Genomic DNA, 24,185 nt, shown 5'->3' on the forward strand with positions numbered 1-24,185 from the left:
TCAGGCCATGCAAACGCCTACGTTTCCGACGCAGGCCGTTGTCCTGGCGGGCGGCCAGGGCTCTCGGCTGCGCCCGTACACCGACGACCGCCCCAAGCCCATGGTCGAGATCCCGGGGACCGGCACCCCGATCATCGGCCACCAGCTTGCCTGGCTGGCCGAGGAGGGCGTGACCGACGCCGTGGTGTCCTGCGGCCATCTCGCGGAGGTCCTCCAGGAGTGGCTGGACAGCGCGGTGCTTCCCCTGCGCGTCAAGACCGTCGTCGAGACGGAGCCCTTGGGCCGCGGCGGCGGCCTCAAGTACGCCGCGGCCGCCCTGCCGCATCCCGATCAGCCCTGGTACGCGACCAACGGCGACATCTGGACCCGCTTCTCGCTGCGCGAGATGGCCGCCTTCCACGCCGAACGCGACGCCGCGGCGACCCTCGCGCTCGCGCGTCCGCGCATCCCCTGGGGTGCCGTGGAGACGGACGCCTTCGGGCACATCACGGACTTCATCGAGTCGCCGCCGTCGCCGTATCTGATCAACGCGGGCGTGTACGTCTTCTCCGCGGAGTTCACGGGGCTGCTGCCCGATGTGGGCGACCACGAGCGGACGACGTTCCCGCGGCTGGCGCGCGAACGCCGGCTGGCCGGCTTCCCGTTGCCCAACGGCGCCTACTGGCGGGCGATCGACACGGCGAAGGATCTGACAGAGGCGGCCAAGGAGCTTTCCACGCAGGTGCGTTGACGTTCCGGCAAGTGCGTTGACGTTCCGTCCCGCGCTTCCGGCCGAACGGGCGAAGGGGCGGCCACCGGAAGATTCCGGTGGCCGCCCCTTCGCTCCGCCGCGGACGGGCGGGCGTTCAGCCGAGCAGGCCGCCGATCACGCCGCCGCCCTCGTCGGATCCGCCGGTGCTGCCGCCGGAGCCGTCGCCCGAGCCGCCGCCGGTCGTGCCGCCGGAGCTGCTGCCGCCGGTCGAGGTCGGCCCCGTGGTGCCGGAGGACGGCGGAGGGGCGGGCCGGGAGCCGCTGGGCGACTGAGTGCGGCTGCCCTGCGTCTCGCTGGGCGTACCGGCGACCTGCCCGCTCTCCTGGACGGTCTCCCGCGTGGGCGTGGACGCCGCTTCCCTGGGCTTCTCGGTGGGCCGGCTGGCGGACGGGGAGGGCTTCTCCTTGCGCGGGCGGGGTGAGCCCGCGTCGGTTCCCGACTCCTTGGGCAGCGGGGCGCCGGGCAGGTAGTTGGTCGGGTTCTGGCGCGGGCCGGGCACGGTGACCATGTCGTTCGAGCGGACGGCGCCGCCGAGGATCGAGCCCACGAGCATCGTGAGCCCGACGACGACCGCGGCGACGAGGCCACCCCGGCGCAGGACGCGCCGGCGCAGGTCCCACAGTTCGGAGCGGGGCCCGAGGGTGCGCCAGGCCTCGCCGGCGAGACGGCCGTCGATCGAGTAGACGGGGGCGCCGGCGATGATCAGCGGCGACCAGGCCGCCAGGTAGATGAGGTCCGGCGTCTCGTAGACGGGGACCGACCGCCAGCTCACAGTCATGATCAGCGCCGCTGAGAGCAGCGCGCCGACGACCGCCGCGATGCGCTGCCACAGGCCGAGGACGGTGAGAACGCCGACGATGACCTGGAGGAAGGCGACGGTGAGCCCGGCGCCGACCGGGTGGGCGACCGCGAAGTCGCGCATCGGCTCGCCGAGGGCCCACGGGTTCAGGGCGTTGAGCCACTTGACCATGGAGCCGCGGTCGCCGCCGTCGAAGTAGACGGGGTCGCAGAGCTTGCCCATGCCGGCGTAGACGGAGATGAGGCCGAGGAGCACCCGCAGGGGCAGCAGCACCACTCCGAGGTTCATCCGGCGGCCGGGGTAGTAGGCGTGCCGCACGGAGTCCGCGCCGTGGCGCTGCGGAGAGCGCCGCCGGGCCTGTTCCCGCTCGAAGCCCTCGTGGTCGTACGCCTCGACCTCGTAGGCTCCCGCGTCGTACGGCTGCTGCTCGTGGGACGGGCCGGTGTCGTACGAGTCGTAGGCGCCGACCGCCTGCCGCATCGGAGGCAGCAGCGGCCTGTCCCGGCCCGGGCCGCCCGGGGCGGGGACCGTGGGGGCCGCCACGGTCTCTTCGAGGTCGACGCGGGGCATGACCCGGGTGGCGCCCGCGCTGTAGGGATCGTGCTCGAGGGTGGAGTTGCGTACGGCCTGGAGCAGCCCGGTGGCCCCGGAGTCCCCGGGGGCCGACCTGCCGCTCCATACGACGGGCGCCCTGCGCGGCCGTGCCGCCGCGCCGGCTCCGGCGAGCGGGGCGAGGCGCGCGGTGTCCGCCAGGGAACGTGCGGGGCGCGGGCTCCGGGCGAGCTGCACGCGGAAACTGGCGTGGCTGACGATGACCTGCGCGGGATCGCAGTCCACCTTCACCATGCTCAACGCAGGCTGATCATCGAACCCGGACCGGGGCGTTCTGGTGTCCACACTCATCTAACCGAGTGATGAGTGTTTAGGGCACGGCCGTGACGGGCCCGATCTGTCCGAGACCCGTCAAGCGTTCCTTATCGACCGGTTTACACCCACGGCCGTCCGAAAACGGCCCAATACGGTCCTCAGGCGCGCCGCTTGGCCGCCTCGTACAGGACGACACCGGCCGCGACACCCGCGTTGAGGGACTCCGCGCCGCCCGGCATCGGGATGCGGACCAGGTAGTCGCAGGTCTCCCCGACGAGACGGGACAGACCCTTGCCCTCGCTGCCCACCACGATGACCAGCGGCCCGCCGAGAGCCTCGAGGTCGCCGACCTCGCTCTCGCCGTCGGCGGCCAGGCCGACGACGGTCAGACCGGCCTTCTGGTACGACTCCAGGGCACGCGTCAGGTTGGTCGCCCGCGCCACCGGCGTGCGGGCGGCGGTGCCGGCGGACGTCTTCCAGGCGCCCGCGGTCATACCCGCGGCGCGGCGCTCGGGGACGACCACGCCGTGGCCGCCGAAGGCCGACACGGAGCGGACGACGGCGCCCAGGTTTCGAGGGTCGGTGACACCGTCGAGGGCGACGATCAGCGGGTCCTCACCGTCGTCGAACGCGGCGGCGGCCAGGTCCTCCGGGTGCGCGTACTCGTACGGCGGGACCTGAAGCACCAGGCCCTGGTGGTTGAGCCCGTTGGTCAGCCGGTCGAGCTCCGGGCGCGGCGCCTCCATGATGTTGATGTTGCCGCGTCCGGTGGCGAGCTGGAGCGCCTCGCGCACCCGCTCGTCGTTGTCGATGAACTGCTGGACGTAGAGGGTGGAGGCCGGCACGCCGTCGCGCAGCGCCTCGAAGACCGGGTTGCGGCCGACGACCATCTCGGACGTGCCCTTGCCGCCGCGGCGGGCGACGGGCCGGCGGGTGGCGGCCTTCCTCGCCTGTGCGTTGGCGACCCGGTTCTTCTTGTGTCCCTTACGGGCGGAGGCGGGCGGCGTCGGGCCCTTGCCCTCGAGACCGCGGCGACGCTGGCCACCGCTGCCGACCTGCGCGCCCTTCTTGTTGGACGTGCGGCGGTTCCTGCGCTGGCTGTTCCCGGCCATGACTTTTCGTTCCTCTGGATCGCGTCGTTAAGTGAATGTGTGCCGCCCGGAGCACCGGGCGGCACATGCGCCCGGTGCTCAGCGCGGTCCGAGTGTCCAGCGCGGTCCGTCGGGACCGTCCTCGATGACGAGTCCGGACTGGTTCAGCTGGTCGCGGATGGCGTCCGCCGTCGCCCAGTCCTTGCGGGACCTGGCCGACTCGCGCTGCTGGAGCACGAGCCTGACGAGCGTGTCGACGACCCCGTGCAGGTCTTCGCCGCGGTCGGCCTCGCCCGCCCAGTGCGGGTCGAGCGGGTCCAGGCCGAGGACTCCCAGCATGGCACGGACCTCGGCGAGGCGTGCCACGGCGGCTTCCTTGTCGTCGGCGGCCAGCGCGCTGTTCCCCTGCCGGACCGTGGTGTGGATGATCGCGAGGGCCTGCGGCACGCCCAGGTCGTCGTCCATGGCCTCGGCGAACGCCGGCGGCACCTCGGCGGCCGGCGCGACCGGTCCCGCCTTCTCGACGACCCGCTGGACGAAGCCCTCGATCCGCGCGAATGCCGACTCGGCCTCGCGCAGGGCCTCCTCGCTGTACTCGATCATCGAGCGGTAGTGCGGGGTGCCGAGGTAGTAGCGCAGGACGATCGGGCGCCAGTTCTTCACCATCTCCGAGACGAGCACCGAGTTGCCGAGGGACTTCGACATCTTCTCGCCGCTCATGGTGACCCAGGCGTTGTGCACCCAGTACGAGGCGAAGGCGTCGCCGTAGGCCTTGGCCTGGGCGATCTCGTTCTCGTGGTGGGGGAAGATCAGGTCGAGACCGCCGCCGTGGATGTCGAAGGCCTCGCCGAGGTACTTGTGCGCCATCGCCGAGCACTCGAGGTGCCAGCCCGGCCGGCCGCGGCCCCACGGGGTCTCCCAGGAGGGCTCGCCCGGCTTGGTCGCCTTCCACATGGCGAAGTCGCGCGGGTCGCGCTTACCGGTGATGCCCTCTTCCGTGGGCTGGCGCAGGTCGTCGATGTCCTGGTTGGACAGCGCCAGATAGTCGGGGAAGGACCGCACGTCGAAGTAGACGCTGCCGTCGGCCTCGTAGGCGTGCCCGCGCTCGATCAGGCCGCGCATCATCTCGACCATCTCGGTGATGTGGCCGGTGGCGCGCGGTTCGTAGGTGGGCGGGAGGCAGCCGAGGGACTCGTAGCCGTCGTTGAAGGCCCGCTCGTTCTCGTAGCCGATGGACCACCAGGGGCGGCCGTGGTCCGTCGACTTGGCGATGATCTTGTCGTCGATGTCGGTCACGTTCCGGATGAACGTGACGTCGAAGCCGCGGTACTCGAACCAACGGCGCATGATGTCGAAGTTCAGTCCCGACCGGATGTGCCCGATGTGCGGGGCGGCCTGCACAGTGGCACCGCACAGGTAGATCGAGACACAACCCGGCACGAGAGGGGCGAAGTCACGGATCTGCCGGGCGCTGGTGTCGTACAGGCGAATGGTCACGCAACAAGGGTAGTGGGCGCGTGGTAGTGCCTCGCGACCGTTTCCTGCCAGGACGTGTCATAAAGGTGACACGCGCCACACCCGCGCCGTCACGTCACCCCGTGCGGAACACCAACGCGGTCGCTATGGCGGCGAGCCCCTCCGCCCGTCCGGTCAGGCCGAGACCGTCGGTGGTGGTCCCCGAGACGGCGACCGGCGCGCCCGCCGCTGCGGACAGCGCCTTCTGCGCCTCCTCGCGGCGCTTGCCGATCTTGGGCCGCACGCCGATCACCTGAACGGAGACATTGCCGATCTCGAACCCGGCGGCGCGCACGATCCGCGCCGCCTCCGAGAGCAGGGCGACACCGGAGGCGCCGGACCACTCGGGCCGCGACGTGCCGAAATGCGCGCCGAGGTCACCGACGCCGGCGGCGGAGAACAGGGCGTCGCAGGCGGCGTGCGCGGCCACGTCACCGTCGGAGTGCCCCGCGAGGCCGTAGCCGTCACTCTCCGGGCCTTCCCAGAGCAGGCCGGCGCACCACAACTCGCGCCCCTTCTCGAAGGCGTGCACATCGGTGCCGATGCCGACCTGCGGCAACCGGAGCTCCTCAGAAGCCATCGGTGGCCCTCCTCCTGGCGAGTACGGCCTCGGCCAGCACGAGATCGAGCGGCCGGGTCACCTTGAACGCTTCCTCGTGCCCGGGGACGACAACGACCGGCAGGCCCAGCTGCTCGACCATGCTCGCGTCGTCGGTGACGTTGTCGGTGACCGTGGCGTGCGCGCGCACGAGTGTCTCGCGGTCGAAGCCCTGTGGAGTCTGCACGGCGCGCAGAGCGGCCCGGTCGGGAGTGGCGACGACAGGCTCCGGCTCATCCTTGCCGGCCGGCTCGACCAGCTTGACGGTGTCGGCGAGGGGCAGCGCGGGCACGACGGCGGGAGCACCGTCGCGTACGGCCTCGATGACCGAGTCGACGGTCTCCACGGGCACCAGCGGGCGGGCCGCGTCGTGCACGAGGACGGTTCCGATGTCGTCGGGGAGCGCCTCGAGACCGAGGCGTACGGACTCCTGCCGGGTGTCACCGCCCGGGACGACGAGGTAGTCCGTCCTCTCCGGCAGGGAATGCGTGTCGAGGAGCCGCTTCACCTCGGGCGCCCCGTCGGGCGGCGCGACCACAACCACCAGTGAGACGGCCCGGGACGCGGCCATGGCGCGCACGGCGTGGACGAGAATGGGCGTGCCGTTCAGCGTGCGGAGCGCCTTCGGGGCGCCGGGGCCGAGCCGCACACCCCGGCCGGCGGCCGGGATCACGGCCGCGGTGCGGTGGTGGCGCGATACGTCTGACATCGGTTGCACTCCGGCAGGTTTGTTTCCTCAGCCGACATGGGTATGGCCACAGCGTGCCGGGCGCGACGCCTTGACGGGCCCTTCCGTGACCACTGGTCTGCGCCAGCCGCCGAGGCCCGGCACGCCACGGTGCCGGACGACGACGGTCGCGACCGTCAGAAAGTTGCGACCCTTGCGCCCCTTCAGCTGCGACCTTTCATACACATGCCGCAGCGCCCGGCGGCAGGCTGGATTTCACGGAGGGTGATTTCACAGCGTGCCAGCGGGCACCGCGGCATTATCGTGCGTCAGGACGCGAGGACCTCGTCGAGCAGAGCCTCGGCCTTGTCCTCATTGGTGTTCTCCGCGAGGGCGAGCTCGCTCACCAGAATCTGGCGCGCCTTTGCGAGCATCCGCTTCTCACCCGCGGAAAGCCCGCGCTCGCGCTCGCGACGCCACAGGTCGCGCACCACTTCGGCGACCTTGATGACATCGCCGGAGGCGAGCTTCTCGAGATTTGCCTTGTAGCGACGGGACCAGTTCGTCGGCTCTTCGGCGTACGGTGCACGAAGCACCTCGAAGACCCGGTCCAGTCCGTCCTGGCCGACCACATCGCGAACGCCGACGAACTCCGCATTGTCCGCTGGCACGCGAACCGTCAGGTCACCCTGGGCGACCTTGAGCACCAAGTAGGTCTTGTCCACGCCTTTGATCTGGCGAGTTTCGATGGCCTCGATCAGCGCGGCCCCGTGATGGGGATAGACCACGGTGTCGCCAACCTTGAACGTCATGTGACAGGTACCCCTTCCGTGGCTATCCAGGGTAACACGGATACGGCTTCTTCTGAATGGCGTTTTCGCAGGTCAGGGCATATCTCGGGGCTTGACAACCGAGACAGGAACGTGCTGCGGACGGCTTCCGGAGTGCGGTATTCGCAGGTCGGAGCGGCTGTGCGGGCGGACGGAAACACACGCGTCACAGCGCGCCCACCCCCCTCCAAAGAGGCCGAACATCCCGATTTGTCGGATTCTCGGCGGTGAACTTCCCGTACTCCGTTCGGCCGCCGCTCACCCGTACGGACCGACGCTCGGCAGAATCCGAAATTGATCACCACGGCTATTCGCAAGGAATGTGCGACGCCCGGGGAAATCGATCACCACGGTTATGTGAACGGGCGGGTCGGCCGGTGATCGGAACACATGATCGGAGCGCTTCTTCCGGACACCTCGGCAGGGGCGCGGCGGCATCCGCCGGTCAGCCGGTCCTTCTCGTCCTCCGTCGGTAAAGGGCGGGTCGGGTGCGGGACGTGATCGACGGCTCGGTAACCTGAGCGCGAGCTGACACGCCCGTAGCCGGTGACAGCCGCCACCACCCCGTCCGTACGTAGAAGGAGAAGCGCCGCCGTGAGCAGCAGCCTTCGACGCGGTGCCCTCGCCGGCGCTGCCATCGTCTTCTCGATCGCCTCGCTCTCCGCCTGCGGTGCGGGCAACGACGCGCAGACCCTCGGTGTCAGGCCGGACAACGCGGCCACCGCCGTCGACAACCTGAAGCTGCAGAACGTGAACGTCATCACGCAGCCGAAGCCGGACGTGAAGGGCCCCGCGGTCGTGGCCCTGACGATCTTCAACGACGGCGTGAAGCCTCAGACCCTCGAGTCGATCACGCTGCCCGGCTCCGACGCCAAGGTGAAGCTGACCCCCGCCAAGGGCTCGAAGACGCTCACCGTCCCCGCGCAGGGCCGCCTCATCATCGGCGGCAAGGACAACGCGTCCGCCGTGATCGAGAACGGCAACCAGGAGATGAACGACGGCTCCAACCGCGAGGTCGTCTTCCGGTTCAGCGAGACGGGCGACGTCAAGCTGCAGGCGCTGGTCGTCCCGGCGACGAACTACTTCAAGGACTTCGGCCCGACCGAGGTGCCGAAGCCGTCGCCGGCCAAGCCGACGAAGTCCCCCTCGGGCAGCCCGACGGGCACTCCCACCGGCACCCCGGCGTCCCCCGACGCGCCGGCCGGCGACACGGAGGCTGCCGGCAGCGAGCCCGAGCAGCCGACCGACTCGGCGTCCGCGTCGCACGGCGCGGGCCACTGACCCCACGCACGAACGCCGAAGGGGCGCCCGCCGGAATCCGGCGGGCGCCCCTTCGCTGTGGTCACGGCGGACAGTCGGTCCGCCGGGTTCCTACGGCTCGAACTTGTAGCCGAGGCCGCGGACCGTCACCAGATAGCGCGGCGCGCCCGGGTCCGGCTCGATCTTGGCGCGCAGCCGCTTCACATGGACGTCGAGGGTCTTGGTGTCACCCACGTAGTCCGCGCCCCACACCCGGTCGATCAGCTGCATACGGGTCAGCACGCGGCCCGCGTTGCGCAGCAGCATCTCGAGCAGGTCGAACTCCTTGAGCGGCAGGTCCACCTTGCCGCCGGAGACGGTCACCACGTGACGGTCCACGTCCATGCGCACCGGCCCGGCCTCCAGGGCCGCCGGCGTGACCTCCTCCGGCTCGCCGCGGCGGCGGAGCACCGCGCGGATACGGGCGACCAGCTCCCGGGAGGAGAAGGGCTTGGTGACGTAGTCGTCGGCCCCTATCTCCAGCCCGACGACCTTGTCGATCTCGCTGTCCTTGGCCGTCACCATGATCACGGGCACGTTCGAGCGGCCCCGCAGCTGGCGGCACACCTCGGTGCCGGGCAGTCCGGGCAGCATCAGGTCGAGAAGCACCAGGTCGGCTCCGTTGCGTTCGAACTCGTCGAGTCCGTCGGGGCCTGTGGTCGCCACAGCGACCTCGAAGCCCTCCTTGCGGAGCATGTAGGACAGGGCGTCGCTGAAGGATTCCTCATCCTCGACGACGAGCACTCGGGTCACGGAAGGACCTCCGGGGCAGGAATTTCGGTGTTGGGATCGGTGTCGTAAGGCCGGTCGTCGTCCTCTTCGACGCGGTCCTGGCCGCTGGTTGCGCGTTCTTTCGCCGCGCCTGCTTCTGGCAGTCGCAGCGTGAAGGTGGAGCCCTGTCCCTCGGAGCTCCAGACCGTGACCTCCCCGCCGTGCGAGGCGGCCACGTGCTTGACGATGGCCAGCCCCAGGCCGGTGCCCCCGGTGGCGCGGGAACGTGCGGGGTCGACCCGGTAGAACCGCTCGAAGATCCGCTCGCGGTCCTTCTCGGAGATGCCGATGCCCTGGTCGGTCACGGCGATCTCGATCAGGTCCCCGCCGGGCGCCGAGACACGGCGGGCGGAGATGCCGACGCGGGTACGGGCCGGAGAGTAGTTGACGGCGTTCTCGACGAGATTGCCGAGCGCGGCTGCGAGCTTGCCACGGTTGCCCCAGATCCGCAGGTCGGCGGCGGCTCCCGCGGCCATGGTGATCTGCTTGGCGGACGCGGTCTGCCGGGAGCGGTCGATGGCCTCGGCGACCAGTTCCTCGACCCGTACGGGCTCGGAATCCTCCAGCGGGTCGTCGTTCTGCACACGGGAGAGGTCGATGAGCTCCTGCACGAGGTTGGTGAGCCGGGTCGCCTCGATCTGCATCCGGCCGGCGAAGCGGGTGACCGCCTCGGGGTCGTCGGAGGCGTCCATGACAGCCTCGGAGAGCAGGGAGAGCGCCCCGACAGGGGTCTTGAGCTCATGGCTGACATTGGCGACGAAGTCGCGCCGTACGGCCTCTATGCGGCGGGCCTCCGTCAGGTCCTCCACCAGCAGCAGGACGAGTCGTGAGCCCAGCGGCGCGACGCGGGCGGAGACGGCCAGCGCCTCGCCGCGACCGGTGCCGCGGCGGGGCAGGTCCAGCTCGACCTGCCGTATCTCCCCGTCACGCCGGGTGTCGCGGGCCATGTGCAGCATCGGTTCCACGGCGAGCTTGCCGCCCCGGACCAGGCCGAGGGCGTACGCCGCGGAGCTGGCCTTGACGACGGAGTCGGACTCGTCCAGGACGACCGCGGAACTGCGGAGCACCGACAGGACCGTGTCGACGCCGGGCGGGAGCACGGCATCGGTGTGGAGCGACGTCCGGGTGGGCCGCTTCTGTTCGCGCTCGCTCCAGCGGAACGCCAGCACGGCGATGACACCGGTACAAAGACCGGCGATCGCTGCTGCTGCGGCAACCGCCGCGTTCACGTCCATGCATTCAGGTTATGCGGGTCGCGGGGGACTCTCCCAGCCATACGGGTGGCACCTCGAACAGTCGTCGCTCAGAGTTCACCAAGGGGATAGTGCTGGTTCATTTGGGATGGAGCCGGCGGACTTCTGCCCACCGGAACGTGGGAGCGTGGGGGTTCGAGCCCCACCCGGACCCCGGCCGTATCAAGAGAGGGACACCATGCGGGACGCGTACCACGAGGAACTGGACTCGATCGGCGAGGGCCTGGTCGAAATGGCCCGGCTGGTCGGGTCGGCGATCGGGCGCGCCACCACGGCCATGCTCGACGCCGACCTCAAGCTCGCAGAGAACGTGATCGCCGGCGACCAGAAGGTCGACGATCTGCAGCACGACCTGGAGGCACGGGCGATCGCCCTGCTGGCGCGGCAGCAGCCGGTCGCCACGGATCTGCGGATCGTGGTCACCTCGCTGCGGATGAGCGCCGACCTGGAGCGCTCCGGCGACCTGGCCCAGCACGTGGCCAAGCTGGCCCGGCTGCGCTTCCCGGACCGTGCCGTGCCGAACGACCTGCACGCCACGATCCTCCAGATGGGACAGCTGGCCCAGCGCCTGATGGCGAAGGCGGCGGAGGTCATCATCACCAAGGACGTCGACCTGGCGCTCCAGCTCGAGCAGGACGACGACGAGATGGACCTGCTGCACCGCACGCTCTTCCAGCACCTGATGGACGACCGCTGGAAGCACGGCATCGAGACGGCGGTCGACGTGACGCTGCTCGGCCGCTACTACGAGCGGTTCGCCGATCACGCGGTGTCGGTGGCGAAGCGCGTGGTTTACCTGGTGACGGGTGAGCACGCCGACGAGATCCAGCAGCAGACGACGGTGGAGGGCGCGTAGCGGCGCTGAGGGGGCGTACGGGGAGCGCTTGCGCACATGCGCCGTTGATGCGCCCGGCCCGGCGGGACTGCAATGGGCATGGCGGCATTCCCGTACGCCCTGAGGAGGGACCCATGGCCGAATCCCCCACCAACGACCCCCGGCAGGAAGCCCCGCGCGAAGCGGTCCACCTGCCCGTCCTCGGCGCCTGCGGCTGCGGCTCCGGCTGCGGCTGCGGTTGCCAGTCCGGCGCTCCTTGCCAGTGCGGCGGCTGCTGCGGCTGACACGCACCCGCACGACGAGGGCCCCGTCCGCGACCGGGACGGGGCCCTCGTCGTGCGGGTGCGTGTCAGCCGGGTCTGTTCCTCATGGAGGACCGCACGAGATTCATCGCCTCCAGTGTCGGCGCGTCGCCGCCCTCCACGGACACGACGACGGTTTGCCCCGGCGTCATCACCGCGAGACGGCGCACCCGAAACGGCTTGATGGTGCTGTCGGGCGGGCTGAGCAGGTAGTCCCAGCTCAGGGCCGGGCTCGAGGCGACCTTTTGCTCGTGCTGGTGATGGTCGCTCTCGTACTCACCGGCGTTGGCGAGGCTCGCGCCTTCGAAGGCATCCATCACGCCCTGGGGGGTAACCCCGCCTAGGCCGACGGGCACGTAGACGGAGAGAGCCACCTTCGCCCCCGCTGCCCCCGTCTCGATCTCACACTCGTGCGAGAAGCTGAACCAGGCATGCTCCTCGTGGCCGCGGCCCTGCTTCACCGTCCGCGGCTTCGCCACGTCGAACGTGACCGGCAGCGCACAAGCCGAGCCGGTACCACCGATCGACGTGACGGCAGAGCCGCCCCCGGCCTCGCAACCCAGCATCCCGCTCGTCAGCAGAGCGGCCCCCAGTACCTCTCGGATCCGCCTTCGCACCCGGTCCCCCAACTCCGCCGGCCGTCACGCACCAGCCCCCTGTCCGCGGAGGGCCCGCGGGCAGGGGGCTTGTTCGCGTCGTGCTACTTCTTCTTGCCCTGGTTCTTGACCGCCTCGATCGCCGCCGCCGCCGCGTCCGGGTCGAGGTAGGTGCCGCCCGGCTTGACCGGGTTGAAGTCGGCGTCGAGCTCGTAGACGAGGGGGATGCCGGTGGGGATGTTCAGGCCGGCGATGTCCGCGTCGGAGATGCCGTCCAGGTGCTTGACCAGCGCGCGCAGGCTGTTGCCGTGGGCGGCGATCAGGACCGTGCGGCCGGCGAGCAGGTCGGGGACGATGCCGTCGTACCAGTACGGCAGCATGCGCTCGACGACGTCCTTGAGGCACTCGGTGCGGGGACGCAGCTCGCTCGGGATGGTCTGGTAGCGGGCGTCGTTCGCCTGCGAGAACTCGTTGTCGTCGGCGAGGACCGGCGGAGGCGTGTCGTAAGAGCGGCGCCAGAGCATGAACTGCTCCTCGCCGAACTCGGCCAGCGTCTGGGCCTTGTCCTTGCCCTGAAGAGCGCCGTAGTGGCGCTCGTTCAGCCGCCAGGTCCGGTGGACCGGGATCCAGTGGCGGTCGGCGGACTCCAGGGCGAGCTGCGCCGTGCGAATGGCGCGCTTCTGGAGCGAGGTGTGGAGTACGTCGGGGAGCAGACCGGCGTCCTTGAGCAGCTCACCGCCGCGGACTGCCTCCTTCTCGCCCTTCTCCGTGAGGTTGACGTCCACCCAACCGGTGAACAGGTTCTTCGCGTTCCATTCGCTCTCGCCGTGGCGGAGGAGGATCAGCTTGTACGGTGCGTCGGCCATGCGTCCGAGCCTAATCGACGCGCCGTCGGCGCCGCGCGGCTGCCCGAGGAGCGGACCGTTGACGATCGCCGTCAATTGAGTGGCGGCCCGCACCTCCCGCTAAGTAAGTTGCGGATGCATCAGAAGACCATTACAGCCGTGTGGGGGGCTCCCGTATGTCCATCGCTTCGCTCGGACGCGCAGCGCGCACGACCGTATCGGGCCTGCCTCCCGGCTTCTGGTGGCTGTGGACGTCGACGCTGGTGAACCGGACCGGCGCGTTCGTGCTCACCTTCCTGTCGCTCTACCTCACCCAGGAACTGGGCTACTCCGCCTGGTACGCCGGTCTCGTCATCGCCCTGCACGGGCTCGGCGGCGTGGCCGGGTCCCCGCTCGGCGGAATGCTCACCGACCGGTGGGGCCGGCGCCCCACGATGATCTCGATGCACCTTGCGGGCGCGGCGTGCGCCGCCGCCCTCGCGGTGGTCAGCAGTGCCTGGGGCATCGCGGTCGTGGTGCTCTTCATGGGCGTGGCGATGCAGGCCGTGCGGCCGGCGATCAGCGCGATGATCGCGGACATGGTCCCGGAGTCCGAGCTGCGCCGGGCGTACGCGCTCAACTACTGGGCCCTCAACCTGGGCTTCGCCGTCGCCGCGCTCGGCGGCGGTGCCGCGATCTTCCTCGGCTACCGGACGCTGTTCGTGGCCGACGCCGTGGCGACGGCCCTGTGCGCGGTGATCGTCTTCATGCGGCTGGGCGAGACCCGGCCCGCGGCCCCGGTCGACAGCGCCGGTGAGCGGGTCGAGGAGGAGCGGGTGACTGTCCTCGACGTACTGAAGGACGCTCCGTTCCGCACCCTTGTCCTGCTGAACCTGCTGGTCTGCCTGATCTTCACCGCCCCGTGGGTGGGCCTGCCGCTGACCATGGCCGGTGAAGGGCTGTCGGCCGATTCGTACGGCATGGTCATCGCAGTCAACGGTGTGGTGATCGTCGCCCTGCAGTTGCTCGTCAACAGGATCACGGACAAGCGCTCGCCTGCCGCGCTGCTCACCGTCTCGTCGCTGCTCTTCGCCGTCGGCACCGGGGCGACGGCCCTGGCCGGCACCCCGCTGGTGTTCGCGGCGACCGTGGTGGTGTGGACGCTCGGCGAGATGGTGCACGTCCCGACGAACGCCGCCGCCACTGCCCGGCTGTCCCCCGAGCACGCCCGGGGCCGCTACCAGGGCGTGATGGGCATGTCCTGGGCCGTCGCCGGCTTCGTCGCGCCGATCCTGGCGGGCTGGGTCGTGGACGGCCCCGGCCCCGACGTTCTGTGGATGGGCTGCGCGGTGGTCGGCGCGGTCGCGGCGGTGGGTTACTCACTGCTGCTGCGACGGGCACTGGCGGAGACGGCCGGTCCGGTGGAGCCCGCGGTGACCAAGGCCCCGGCGGTCGCGAAGGCGACCGAGGCGACGGACATGGACGACAAGCAGACCGAGCAGGGCGCGGCCCCGGTCGGGGGCTGACGGGACAGGGGCACGGGCGTCCAGGCGCCGGCCCGGACCTCCGGCGCCGGCTCCTCCGTGACGCGGGTCCCGGGTGGCGGAGCGCGCACAGGAAGGCAAGGACAGCGCGACCTGGGGCGTACGGACATGCCACTGTTCAGCGACCCAGTCGGCGTTGCGCCTCGTACAGATTGGCGGGGTGGACGGCCCCCGGGGCTCCGTACGCCTCCAGGCGGGAGTCGAGTGCGCCGGTGAAGTCCGGCACGTCGGTCTGGTCGAACTCACGGACCTCGCTGATGGCGACGGTGGCGCTGTACGGGGCGATCCCGTCGATCCGGACGAGGCCCGCGCGGCCGTTGGTGACCGTGACGTTCCAGTGGGTGAAGCGGGCGCCGTAGAGGGGGCCGGCGCTCGCGTCGCCGCCGTGTCTGCCGTTGTTCTCCACCGTGATCTCGGTGCGGACATTGGCGAACGGCATGCCTCGGTGGGTGTCGAAGGTGCCCATCTCCATCACACCGCGCGACCAGACGTTGTAGCTGGACAGGCCCTCGACGTTGATGCCGTGCAACTGGGTCCCGGCGGGCGCCGGGACGGTCCGGCGCGCGACGGTGAAGTCCTCGACGAGGTTGTCGTGCGAGCCCTCGCGGCAGAAGTAGGGGTGGTGCGAGCCGCGGCCCTCGACCCGGGTGCGCCGCAGGGTGCAGGCCGAGGCCGCGACGAGGCCGAACCCGTTGTCGACGTGGCGCACGGTGACGTCGTCGGCCCAGCAGTCGTACGCGCACTGGAAGGTGACGCCGTTGTAGCCCTTGTCGAGCAGGTGCGGGGACTGCGGCGTCTCGACGGCCGCGAGGGTCAGGCCCTCCACGCCGGATCCGGTGAGCGGTGTGACGAGGGTGGTGAGGCGGGGGTCCCATTCGGGGCGCACGTCGAGGGGAAGCGGGCGCTCGAGGACGACCCGGCCGCGGCCGACCGAAGTGATGCGAACGGGCCACTCGTAGGGGACATAGGACGTCAACTTGGTCTTGTCGTCCCAGACGTACGTCTTCGCGCCCTCCCCGTCGCCGGCCATGTGCCGCAGCAGGGTGTGGCCGGCGTCGTCGGCGAGGCGGAGCATGACGAGTTGTCCGCGGCGCAGCCCGGAGGTGTCAGAGACGGTGACGGACCGGTCGCCGCGGCGGGCGGGGGCGACGGTGGCGAGGGTGGTCCATTCGTCGCGTCGGTTGCCGGTCCAGCCCTCGAAGGGCCATGTCCTGGCCCTGATGGCGTCGGTGAGGGAGGCGTAACGGTCCTTCGGGCAGAGCCAGATGAGGCCGCCGGCCCAGGACCAGGAGGATTTGTCACCGCCGTAGCGGGAGCCGTAGGGACCGATGAGCTCGGTGAGGTTCCTGGTGGCGAGGAGGGTGGTGCGGCCGCTCCCGGCGCCGCGCAGGACGACGTCGCTGTGCCCGATGCGGATGACGTCGTCGACGCGGTACGTGCCCGGCGGGACGACGACCGTGCCGCCGCCGCGTTCGCCGACAGCGGCGACGGCACGGTTGATCGCGGGTGCGCAGTCGACGGCGCCGTCGCCTTCGGCCCCGTATTCGCGCACGTCGGCCCTGACGGGACGCCGCGGGAGGTGCCGCGCCCCGGCGGCCCGGCCGGCACTGCCGATGTACGGGATCTGCGCATGTGTGTAGGGGGCGCGGCGGAACTCCCGCCACAGTTCAGGGGTGGTACGGGTCAGCGCCGTCGCGGGAGCCGCCGCGAGGCCGCCGGTCGCGGCGATCGCCGCAACGCCGGTCGCACTACCGAGCAGTGCGCGTCTGCTGATGGCTCGTTGGTCGGTCCCCATGCCGCCACCTTCCATGGATGTGAACGACGTTCATGCCTACGTCGGCGGTGAGCATGCCACGGGGACCCGGCGCACCGAAAGGGTCGCGCACCGGGCAACACGGGAGTCAGGGCGTCAGTCGGCGGGCCGCTGAGTCAGGTGAGTGAACGCGTCGAGGTTGCGCGTCGATTCGCCGCGCGACACGCGCCACTCGTACTCGCGGCGGATGGCGCTCGCGAAACCCAGCTCCAGCAGCGTGTTGAACGGACCGTCCGCCGCCTCCAGGATCGAGCCCAGCAGCCGGTCGATCTCCTCGGGCGTGACCACGGAAAGCGGGAGTCTGCCCACGAGGTAGATGTCGCCGAGCCGGTCGATCGCGTAACTCACCCCGTACAGCTTGAGGTTGCGCTCCAGCAGCCAGCGATGGACGGCCGCGTCGTTCTCGTCGGGGTGGCGGATGACGAAGGCGTTGACCGAGAGCGAGTGCTTGCCGACGAGGAACGAGCACGTCGTGGAAAGCTTGCGGGTGCCCGGGAGTTTGACGACGTAGGAGCCCGTGTCGGGGCTCTCCCATTCGAGTTCGGCGTCCTTGAAGGCCTGCTCGATGACCTGCGTCGCCTGCTGTACGTCAGCCATGGGGCGAGCGTACGTCAGTGGTACACGGCACGCGTGCGACGGCCGTCACAGCTGTGCGGAACGCTCCGCACCCCGTAGGCGGGGCTCGAGCGGGGCGCCCGTCAGTGGTGCGCGGCGCGCGTACGGCGGCGGTGTTCGTACATGGCCGCCTGATAGACGTCCGCTGTCGCCGACGCCGCCGCGTCCCAGCCGAACGACTGCGCGTGCCGGGCCGCCGCCTCCCCCATCCGCTCGGTCCGGGAAGGGTCGCGGACGAAGCCCGCCAGGACGTCCGCGTAGTGCGCGGGATCGTGCCCCGGCACCAGGAAGCCGGTGCGCTCGTCGCGGACGGCGACCGGGAGACCGCCGACGGAAGCGGCGACCACCGGCGTGCCGGCGGCCTGCGCCTCTATGGCGACGAGCCCGAAGGATTCGCTGTAGGAAGGCATGACCAGCACGGAGGCGGCACGGAACCAGTCCGCGAGCTGCTCCTGGCCGACCGGCGGGCGGAAGTGCACGACGTCAGCGATGCCCAGCCTGGCGGCCAGCTTCTGGAGCCCTTCCGGCTTGGCGAGCCCGCTGCCGCTGGGGCCGCCGACGACGGGGACGTGGATACGGCGCCGCAAGGACGGGTCGCGTTCCAGCAGGGTCGCGACGGCGCGCAGCAGGATGTCGGGGGCCTTGAGGGGCTGTATCCGGCCCGCGAACAGCGGGATGAACGCCTCCTGGGGCAACCCGAGGCGTGCCCGGGCGGCGGCCCGCCCGTCCGCGGGGCGGAAGAGGTCCAGGTTCACGCCCGGATGGACGACGGCGATCTTCGCGGGGTCGGCGTCGTAGAAGCGGGCCAGCTCGTCGGCCTCCCCCGCCGTGTTGGCGATCAGCCGGTCGGCGGCGTTCACGATCTGCGTCTCGCCGATCACGCGGGTGGCCGGCTCCGGGGTGTCGCCCTCGGCCAGTGCGGCGTTCTTCACCTTGGCCATGGTGTGCATGGCGTGCACGAGCGGAACGCCCCACCGCTCCGCCGCCAGCCAGCCGACGTGGCCGGAGAGCCAGTAGTGCGAGTGGACGAGGTCGTAGTGGCCGGGGCGGCGGGCCGCCCACGCCTGCATCACCCCATGGGTGAAGGCGCACAACTGAGGAGGCAGGTCCTCCTTGGCCAGGCCCTCGTAGGGGCCGGCGTCGACGTGCCGCACGAGGACGCCGGGGGCGAGCTCCACAGCCGGCGGCAGGCCGCCGGCGGACGCCCGGGTGAATATCTCGACCTCGACGTTGATGGCGGCGAGACGCTTGGCCAGCTCGACGATGTAGACGTTCATGCCGCCGGCGTCGCCCGTCCCCGGCTGGTGCAGCGGGGACGTGTGGACGCTGAGCATGGCGACCCGGCGGGGCTTGCGGTTGCCGCCGGGGAACCGGATACGCGGTGCCATCCGGCTGCTGCCGAGGCGGGACACGTACTGGCTCACGTCGGCGGTCCTCTCGCTGCGGGCACGGCAAGGCACGGGGCAAGCGGGTCCCCGCACAGGCCCACAACAGCGGAGCATCTCCTTCCATTTCCTTCAGGGGCGACTTTGCCGAATCATTACCCTCCGTGGCCACCGCACCCCTTGCGCCGGAGGCCGCCGACCACGTCCGTTGTGCGCCGGTCCGACCGCATACCCTCTTCTGCATGAACCGCCCCGTCGGCACCGCGACCCGCGGGACGACCAACCCCAATCGGCTGCGCCGCATGGACCGCTGGATCGCGCATGCGCACGGCCCCGCCCTGCGCCGCGCCGGCACGGCACCCGTGGCCGTCGACCTCGGGTACGGGGCGGCCCCGTGGACAGCGGTGGAGCTGCTTCAGCGGCTGCGCACCGCCGATCCCCGGTGCGAGGTCGTCGGCATAGAGATCGACCCCGCGCGGGTCAGCGCCGCGAAGCCGTACGAACGGGCGGGGCTCGCCTTCCGCCACGGCGGCTTCGAGGTCCCGACGACGGACCGGCCCGCGCTCATCAGGGCCGCCAATGTGCTGCGCCAGTACGGCGAGGCGGAGGTGGCCGCCGTGTGGGCGCGGCTTTGCGGCCGCCTCGCGCCCGGCGGCCTGCTGGTGGAGGGCACCTGCGACGAGATCGGGCGGAGGCACGTGTGGGTGGCGCTCGGTCCGGAGGGGCCCCGGACGGTGACGTTCGCGACCCGGCTCGGCTCGCTCGAACGCCCCTCCGACCTCGCGGAGCGACTGCCCAAGGCGCTCATCCACCGCAACGTGCCGGGCGAACCGGTGCACGCCTTCCTCCGGGACTTCGACCGGGCGTGGGCGGCGGCGGCCCCGTACGCGCCCCTGGGCGCGCGGCAGCGCTGGATCAAGGCCGTGACGGACCTCTCGGGCACCTGGCCGCTGGCGGACGACCGGAGACGGTGGCGGCAGGGAGAAGTGACCGTGAAGTGGGCGGCACTCGATCCGAATTCGGGATGAAGGGCACCACGATCGAGTGAACGGACCGAACACGGGAACGCACCGGGGGCCTTGCTCGTCAGTGGAGTGGGAAGAACCGGCGGGCGCGATCAGGGGTGGATGATCTGCGGGGGTGATCTGCGCGCCGAAGTGCCGTTCGACACTGTCACTTTCGTGTACGTCATGACACCATCACGACGTCCAGCCCAAGTTACTGACGGTTAATCACATTCGGCTGCGCCGCAAGCAGCCCGGATGCCAGGCGTTCGTCCGAAGGGGGAGTCGTGAACCGACGCCACTGTGCCACTGCCGCGATCACACTGGTCTGCGCTCTGACGCTGCTGGCGTCCCCCGGCACGGCCTTCGCGGCCCCCGAGCCGGCCCCGACGACACCGGCGTCCGTCACGCGGCCCGGCGCGCTCCCGCCGCCCCCGCCCGCCGCGCCGGACCGGTCGCTCGAGGCGGTGCGCCTCGAGATAGACGCCCTCTACCGCAAGGCCGCGTCCGCGACGGACGCGTACAACCTCGCGGAGGAGCAGACCCAGAAGCAGTCGGCCGAGATCGTGAAGCTCGCGCAGGAGATGGCCAAGGGTCAGGCCAGGATCGAAGAGCTGAAGAACCGCGCGGGCGCGGCGGCCCGCGCCCAGTACCGCGCGGGCGGGCTCCCGCCGGAGGCACAGCTGGCGCTCGTCGACGACCCCCAGCTCTTCCTCGACGGCGTCGGCCGCATCCAGCAGGGCCAGAAGGCCACCAAGGACCTGATCACGGAACTGACCCGCACACAGGCGGACTTGGCCGCATACACCAAGGACGCCAGCGCCCAGTGGGAGAGGCTCGAGGCCAACCGGGTCAAGAAGGAGAAGGCACAGAAGGAGATAAAGGAGCGGATCGCCGCCGCCAAGAAGCTCGAGGACGAACTCGAGAAGGAGGAGCTGGCGACCCTCCTGCAACTGGAGCAGCGGGCGCAGTACGACGCACAGGCCGCCTGGCTCGACTCCGGCGCCCTGAAGGGCGTGGGCGGCACGGCGAGCGAACAGGGCCGCGAAGCACTCCGGTTCGCGTCGCAGCAGCTCGGCAAGCCGTACGTATGGGGCGCCGAGGGACCGGACTCGTACGACTGCTCGGGGCTCACCTCGAAGGCGTGGGCCGCCGCCGGCCGCACCATCCCCCGCACGTCGCAGGAACAGTGGCGGCTGCTGCCCCGGATCCGCATCCACGACATGCGTCCCGGCGACCTGATCATCTACCACTCGGACGCCAGCCATGTCGGCATGTACATCGGGGACGGCGCGATCATCCACGCGCCGCGGCCCGGCAGGAACGTGACCGTGGCCGGCGCCGGCTCGATGTCCATCCTCGGCGTCGTCCGCCCCGACAAGTGACGCCGGACACCCGGAACCACTGCGGCAGGACGCGGACGCCACCTCGCAAGTGACGCACGCCACGCGGAGGAAGGGGCGAAACGGGCGCCAGGGGTGATGTTCGTCATGGGCCGCCCGGCAACTACGCCCCTATGCACGGCATATGCCACCGGCTCTTCGCTGATCGCCATTCCGTTCGGCCACCGCATACCGCTATGGTCCCCGTCTGGCGGGTCGTCGATCGTCGTCCTGCCGCGCCCTCGGGGGGAGGGAAGGAACAACACCGATGCCCGTACCCGTACCGCGACAGAGGAACGTCCCCGTCGCGGAGACCGCCCCCGGCGGAGCCGGCGGCGGCGACCTCACACTCCTCGTGATCGAGGACGACCCTGCGGGCACCTTCAGCGTTCCCGGTCTGCTGGACGCCGCAGGTGCGCGTGTGCGCATCCGTACCGCCCGGAACCTCACCGAGGCCGAGCGGCTGCTCACGGACGACGTCCACTGCGTCCTCGTCGACCTCGCCCTCCCCGGACGCCCGCAGGACGACGCCCTCGGCGCGCTCAAGCACGTCCTGCGCCTCGCGCCCCGGCACGCGGTGCTGGCGCTGACCGCGTCCGGCGACACGGAGCTGGCCGCGGAGGCGGTACGGCTGGGCGCACAGGACCACCTCGTCCGCGAGGAGCTCGACGGACGCCTGCTGACCCGCGCCGTGCGGTACGCGGTGGAGCGCAAGCGGGCCGACACCGCCCAGGTGAAGCTCGCCGAGTCCCGGCTGCGCGCCCAGGAGAACGCCCGGCTCGAACGCGGACTGCTGCCCACCCCCCTGCTCGAGGGCTCCGACCTGCGCTTCGCGGCGCGCTACCGCCCGGGGCGCTCCCGGGCCCTGCTCGGCGGCGACTTCTACGACACCGTCCGCACCCCGGACGGCACGGTCCACGCGATGATCGGCGACGTCTGCGGCCACGGCCCGGACGAGGCGGCACTCGGTGTGGAACTGCGCATCGCCTGGCGGGCCCTCACGTTCGCCGGGCTGTGCGGCGACGACCTGCTCTCCACGCTCCAGCAGGTGCTGGAGCACGAGCGGGAGAGCGACGAGATCTTCGCGACGCTCTGCACCGTCGACATCTCCGCCGACGGCCGACGGGCGGGACTCTGCCTGGCGGGCCACCCCTCCCCGCTGATCGCCCGGTACGGCCGGGCGGCGCAGTTGCTCCCCTACGACGACGGCGGACCGGCGCTCGGACTGCTGCCACGTGCCCGCTGGCCGCGCCGCCAGGTCGAGCTGGGCGGCTCCTGGAGCCTGATGATGTACACGGACGGGCTCATAGAGGGCCGCAAGGGCCCGGACACCAAGCAGCGACTGGGCCAGGACGGCATGCTCGCGATGATCAACCGCCAACTGTCGGCCGGGCTGGACGGCGAGACGCTCCTCGAGGCCGCCGTCGGCGAGGTGCGCGAACTCAACGGCGGCGACCTCACCGACGACGTGGCGGTACTGCTGCTGAGCCGCGACGGGACCCGCCGCTGAGCGACGGTCGCCCGTCGGGGTCACCGGTTGTCCCTCGCGTCACTGGTCCGGGATCGCGTCACCGGTGGTCCCTTGCGTCACCGGTCCGAACATCGGGGTCACCGGTCCGGCATCACGCCGGCTGTCGCGCATTGCGGCACCGGTCCGGGATCGCGGTCGCCGATGGTCCCCTCGCGTCACCGGTCGCGCACGGCGTCAGTGGTCGCGTACCGCGGTCATGTGCGGCGATCGTGGGCAGGGCACCGCAGGTGCCGGCCGAGACTCGTGATCGGCAATGAGGCCGGACGTCGAGAACAGGCACACCGGCGAGTCCGTAAGCCGGGCGTTCGGTCGTCCTGGACGGTCACCGGCCGCCGTTGTAGGGGCCGTAGGGGCCGTCGCTGCTGGAGCCGCCACGCCGCCTGCCGCCTCCGGAGACCTGCTGGAGGGCGGGGCGCACGTCGACGAAGAAGACGATCGATGCGATCAGGCCGGCGATGGACAGGAACAGCATCGGGACGAAGAGGTTCACGGCGACCGCGACACCGAGGATGACCAGCCAGAACGGCTTGGTCTTCTTGTCGGCGGCCCGATAGGCGTCCTCACGGGCCATGGCGGCCATGACGAGAGCGGCCACGGACGTCACCAGGAAGACCAGGTTGACGATCATCCAGAGCCCGAAGTCGAAACTGTCAGCCAGCATCCTCAGCACCGCCTACTCAGTGGTTGGTGTCGCCTGCCTCGCCGCCAAGGTACCTCCGAGGATGCCCGCAGCGCGATGAACGTGCCGGGCGCCGCTTCCAGCGGCGCCCGCGCATCGCTCACTTCGCGGCCGGCGGCATGCTCTTCTTGGCGGCCGGCTTGCGCACGGCGGTCTTGCGCGAGGCCGGCTTGGCCTCGGCGCTCTGCGGCTCCACGGCGGCGGGCTTCGGCCCGGCGTCGCTCTGCTTGCCCTTCGCCGGCTCGGGCTCCACGGCGACGGCGATCTCGGTGATCTCCTCCGCCGCTTCGCCACGCCACGCCCGCACGGCCTGCTCGCCGTGCTCGGCAACCTTCTCGTATGTCTCACGGGCCTTGACCGCGTACTCGGCGGCGACGCCGACACTGCGCAGTGCGATGTCCTGGGCGCTCTCGCCCAGCTTCTTCAGGTCGGTGTCGAAGTTCCCGATCACCTCGGCGACCTTCGCCTGCACGGTGGCCTGCGCCTCCTTGGCCTGCGCGGTCACCTTCTCCTGCACGGCCTTGGGGTCGGTGTTGCGCACGGCGTCGATACGGCCCGGCGCCTCGGCGGCCAGCTGCTCGATCAGTGCGGGCACCTTCCTGGCCTGCTGGACGGCGAGGTCGGCGGTGCCGGCGGCGAAGTAGAGGGGGGTCGGGTCGGTGAGGGTCTTGCGCAGGTCATCGGTGATGGCCATGACTGTGGTCCTCCCGGAACGCAGATCAGTTCGTCTTCGGTTCGGCATCGCCCGTGCCGGCCGTGCGGGGGCCGTCAGCGGCAGTGTCCTCGTGGGCTTCCGAGGCAGCGGCGGTCTCGAGCCCGTTCTCCTTGCGGAAGGACTCGTAGATCTGGAGAAGCACCTGCTTCTGCCGCTCGTTGATGGACGGGTCGGCCAGGATGACGGCGCGCGTCTCCAACTCGTCCCGCTCCTGCTCGTCCAGGATCCCGGCCCGCACGTACAGCGTCTCGGCCGAGATCCGCAGGGCCTTGGCGACCTGCTGAAGGACCTCGGCGCTCGGCTTGCGCAGCCCGCGCTCGATCTGGCTCAGATACGGATTGGACACGCCGGCGGCGTCGGCGAGCTGCCGCAGGGACAGCTGCGCGTTGCGCCGCTGTTCGCGGAGGTACTCACCGAGGTTGCCGACGTTGAGCGATGCCATGTACCGATGGTGCCGCACCGGTGCTAACTATTGCAAGCAACTGCTTGCAATAGTGTCGCAAACAACACCCGGACGGA

General features: G+C 70.9%; 24 protein-coding genes. 8 read left to right on the forward strand and 16 right to left on the reverse strand.

What is annotated here, in order from left to right; all coding sequences use genetic code 11:
* Positions 1 to 7: 7 nt before the first annotated feature.
* Positions 8 to 730 (forward strand): nucleotidyltransferase family protein, encoded by a 723-nt coding sequence (locus MDN94_RS06170; protein ID WP_441266764.1) that lies wholly within the window; start codon positions 8 to 10, stop codon positions 728 to 730.
* 115 nt (positions 731 to 845) lie between these two features.
* Here MDN94_RS06170 and MDN94_RS06175 read toward each other — a convergent pair whose 3' ends face one another.
* The 6 genes from MDN94_RS06175 to MDN94_RS06200 form a co-directional block, all read right to left on the reverse strand.
* Positions 846 to 2,396 carry a DoxX family protein gene (locus MDN94_RS06175; protein ID WP_482724942.1) on the reverse strand — a complete coding sequence of 517 codons (1,551 nt, stop codon included), beginning with the start codon at positions 2,394 to 2,396 and terminating at the stop codon, positions 846 to 848.
* A 179-nt stretch (positions 2,397 to 2,575) separates the two neighbouring features.
* Positions 2,576 to 3,529, reverse strand: a complete 954-nt coding sequence (rlmB, locus tag MDN94_RS06180; protein WP_482724943.1) for a 23S rRNA (guanosine(2251)-2'-O)-methyltransferase RlmB — start codon at positions 3,527 to 3,529, stop codon at positions 2,576 to 2,578.
* Between the two features lie 78 nt (positions 3,530 to 3,607).
* Positions 3,608 to 5,005 (reverse strand): cysteine--tRNA ligase, encoded by a 1,398-nt coding sequence (gene cysS / locus MDN94_RS06185; RefSeq protein ID WP_482724944.1) that lies wholly within the window; start codon positions 5,003 to 5,005, stop codon positions 3,608 to 3,610.
* 94 nt (positions 5,006 to 5,099) lie between these two features.
* A complete protein-coding gene (ispF, locus tag MDN94_RS06190) occupies positions 5,100 to 5,603 on the reverse strand; it encodes a 2-C-methyl-D-erythritol 2,4-cyclodiphosphate synthase (RefSeq protein ID WP_453455679.1) in 504 nt (167 codons plus the stop codon).
* Positions 5,593 to 6,330: a 2-C-methyl-D-erythritol 4-phosphate cytidylyltransferase gene (gene ispD / locus MDN94_RS06195; RefSeq protein ID WP_482724945.1), complete on the reverse strand. Its 738-nt coding sequence runs from the start codon at positions 6,328 to 6,330 to the stop codon at positions 5,593 to 5,595. The genes ispF and ispD overlap by 11 nt, the downstream gene beginning before the upstream one ends.
* 287 nt (positions 6,331 to 6,617) lie before the next feature.
* A complete protein-coding gene (locus MDN94_RS06200) occupies positions 6,618 to 7,100 on the reverse strand; it encodes a CarD family transcriptional regulator (protein ID WP_003953493.1) in 483 nt (160 codons plus the stop codon).
* Positions 7,101 to 7,712: 612 nt separating this feature from the next.
* Here MDN94_RS06200 and MDN94_RS06205 point away from each other — a divergent pair.
* Positions 7,713 to 8,399 (forward strand): DUF461 domain-containing protein, encoded by a 687-nt coding sequence (locus tag MDN94_RS06205; RefSeq protein ID WP_482724946.1) that lies wholly within the window; start codon positions 7,713 to 7,715, stop codon positions 8,397 to 8,399.
* Between the two features lie 90 nt (positions 8,400 to 8,489).
* Here the strand turns inward: MDN94_RS06205 and phoP are convergent, their stop codons facing one another.
* Complete coding sequence (gene phoP / locus MDN94_RS06210; RefSeq protein ID WP_467104829.1) at positions 8,490 to 9,161, reverse strand: two-component system response regulator PhoP; 672 nt, start codon at positions 9,159 to 9,161, stop codon at positions 8,490 to 8,492.
* A 5-nt stretch (positions 9,162 to 9,166) separates the two neighbouring features.
* A complete protein-coding gene (gene phoR / locus MDN94_RS06215; RefSeq protein ID WP_159690443.1) occupies positions 9,167 to 10,423 on the reverse strand; it encodes a two-component system sensor histidine kinase PhoR in 1,257 nt (418 codons plus the stop codon).
* 196 nt (positions 10,424 to 10,619) lie between these two features.
* On the opposite strand from phoR, the gene phoU reads away from it, so the two are divergent.
* Both phoU and MDN94_RS06225 read left to right on the forward strand, forming a co-directional pair.
* Positions 10,620 to 11,297, forward strand: coding sequence for a phosphate signaling complex protein PhoU (phoU, locus tag MDN94_RS06220; RefSeq protein ID WP_005315637.1), 678 nt, complete (start codon positions 10,620 to 10,622; stop codon positions 11,295 to 11,297).
* Positions 11,298 to 11,410: 113 nt separating this feature from the next.
* Positions 11,411 to 11,560: a hypothetical protein gene (locus MDN94_RS06225; RefSeq protein WP_482724947.1), complete on the forward strand. Its 150-nt coding sequence runs from the start codon at positions 11,411 to 11,413 to the stop codon at positions 11,558 to 11,560.
* 65 nt (positions 11,561 to 11,625) lie between these two features.
* On the opposite strand, the gene MDN94_RS06230 is transcribed toward MDN94_RS06225, so the two are convergent.
* Positions 11,626 to 12,195, reverse strand: a complete 570-nt coding sequence (locus MDN94_RS06230) for a lipoprotein (RefSeq protein ID WP_482724948.1) — start codon at positions 12,193 to 12,195, stop codon at positions 11,626 to 11,628.
* 83 nt (positions 12,196 to 12,278) lie between these two features.
* A complete protein-coding gene (locus MDN94_RS06235; RefSeq protein ID WP_441266775.1) occupies positions 12,279 to 13,040 on the reverse strand; it encodes a phosphoglyceromutase in 762 nt (253 codons plus the stop codon).
* Between the two features lie 155 nt (positions 13,041 to 13,195).
* Here MDN94_RS06235 and MDN94_RS06240 point away from each other — a divergent pair, with 155 nt between their 5' ends.
* Positions 13,196 to 14,524: an MDR family MFS transporter gene (locus MDN94_RS06240; protein ID WP_482724949.1), complete on the forward strand. Its 1,329-nt coding sequence runs from the start codon at positions 13,196 to 13,198 to the stop codon at positions 14,522 to 14,524.
* A gap of 136 nt (positions 14,525 to 14,660) precedes the next feature.
* On the opposite strand, the gene MDN94_RS06245 is transcribed toward MDN94_RS06240, so the two are convergent.
* The 3 genes from MDN94_RS06245 to mshA form a co-directional block, all read right to left on the reverse strand.
* Positions 14,661 to 16,352 carry a glycosyl hydrolase family 28-related protein gene (locus MDN94_RS06245; RefSeq protein WP_482724950.1) on the reverse strand — a complete coding sequence of 564 codons (1,692 nt, stop codon included), beginning with the start codon at positions 16,350 to 16,352 and terminating at the stop codon, positions 14,661 to 14,663.
* A gap of 99 nt (positions 16,353 to 16,451) precedes the next feature.
* On the reverse strand, positions 16,452 to 16,952 hold the full coding sequence (locus tag MDN94_RS06250) for a type III secretion system chaperone family protein (RefSeq protein WP_482724951.1): 501 nt from the start codon (positions 16,950 to 16,952) through the stop codon (positions 16,452 to 16,454).
* 101 nt (positions 16,953 to 17,053) lie between these two features.
* On the reverse strand, positions 17,054 to 18,394 hold the full coding sequence (gene mshA / locus MDN94_RS06255) for a D-inositol-3-phosphate glycosyltransferase (protein WP_453455617.1): 1,341 nt from the start codon (positions 18,392 to 18,394) through the stop codon (positions 17,054 to 17,056).
* A 203-nt stretch (positions 18,395 to 18,597) separates the two neighbouring features.
* Between mshA and MDN94_RS06260 the strand changes: the two genes are divergently transcribed.
* The 3 genes from MDN94_RS06260 to MDN94_RS06270 all read left to right on the forward strand — a co-directional run bounded on the left by MDN94_RS06260 (position 18,598) and on the right by MDN94_RS06270 (position 22,251).
* Complete coding sequence (locus tag MDN94_RS06260) at positions 18,598 to 19,383, forward strand: class I SAM-dependent methyltransferase (RefSeq protein WP_482724952.1); 786 nt, start codon at positions 18,598 to 18,600, stop codon at positions 19,381 to 19,383.
* Positions 19,384 to 19,646: 263 nt separating this feature from the next.
* On the forward strand, positions 19,647 to 20,744 hold the full coding sequence (locus MDN94_RS06265; RefSeq protein WP_482724953.1) for a C40 family peptidase: 1,098 nt from the start codon (positions 19,647 to 19,649) through the stop codon (positions 20,742 to 20,744).
* A 265-nt stretch (positions 20,745 to 21,009) separates the two neighbouring features.
* On the forward strand, positions 21,010 to 22,251 hold the full coding sequence (locus MDN94_RS06270) for a PP2C family protein-serine/threonine phosphatase (protein WP_482724954.1): 1,242 nt from the start codon (positions 21,010 to 21,012) through the stop codon (positions 22,249 to 22,251).
* 343 nt (positions 22,252 to 22,594) lie between these two features.
* Here MDN94_RS06270 and MDN94_RS06275 read toward each other — a convergent pair whose 3' ends face one another.
* The 3 genes from MDN94_RS06275 to MDN94_RS06285 form a co-directional block, all read right to left on the reverse strand.
* Positions 22,595 to 22,933 carry a DUF2516 family protein gene (locus MDN94_RS06275; protein ID WP_441266783.1) on the reverse strand — a complete coding sequence of 113 codons (339 nt, stop codon included), beginning with the start codon at positions 22,931 to 22,933 and terminating at the stop codon, positions 22,595 to 22,597.
* Between the two features lie 118 nt (positions 22,934 to 23,051).
* Positions 23,052 to 23,645, reverse strand: coding sequence for a hypothetical protein (locus MDN94_RS06280; RefSeq protein ID WP_482724955.1), 594 nt, complete (start codon positions 23,643 to 23,645; stop codon positions 23,052 to 23,054).
* Between the two features lie 25 nt (positions 23,646 to 23,670).
* A complete protein-coding gene (locus tag MDN94_RS06285) occupies positions 23,671 to 24,108 on the reverse strand; it encodes a helix-turn-helix domain-containing protein (RefSeq protein ID WP_441266785.1) in 438 nt (145 codons plus the stop codon).
* Between the last annotated feature and the right edge of the window lie 77 nt (positions 24,109 to 24,185).

This window comes from Streptomyces sp. WAC00040 (assembly GCF_056835925.1).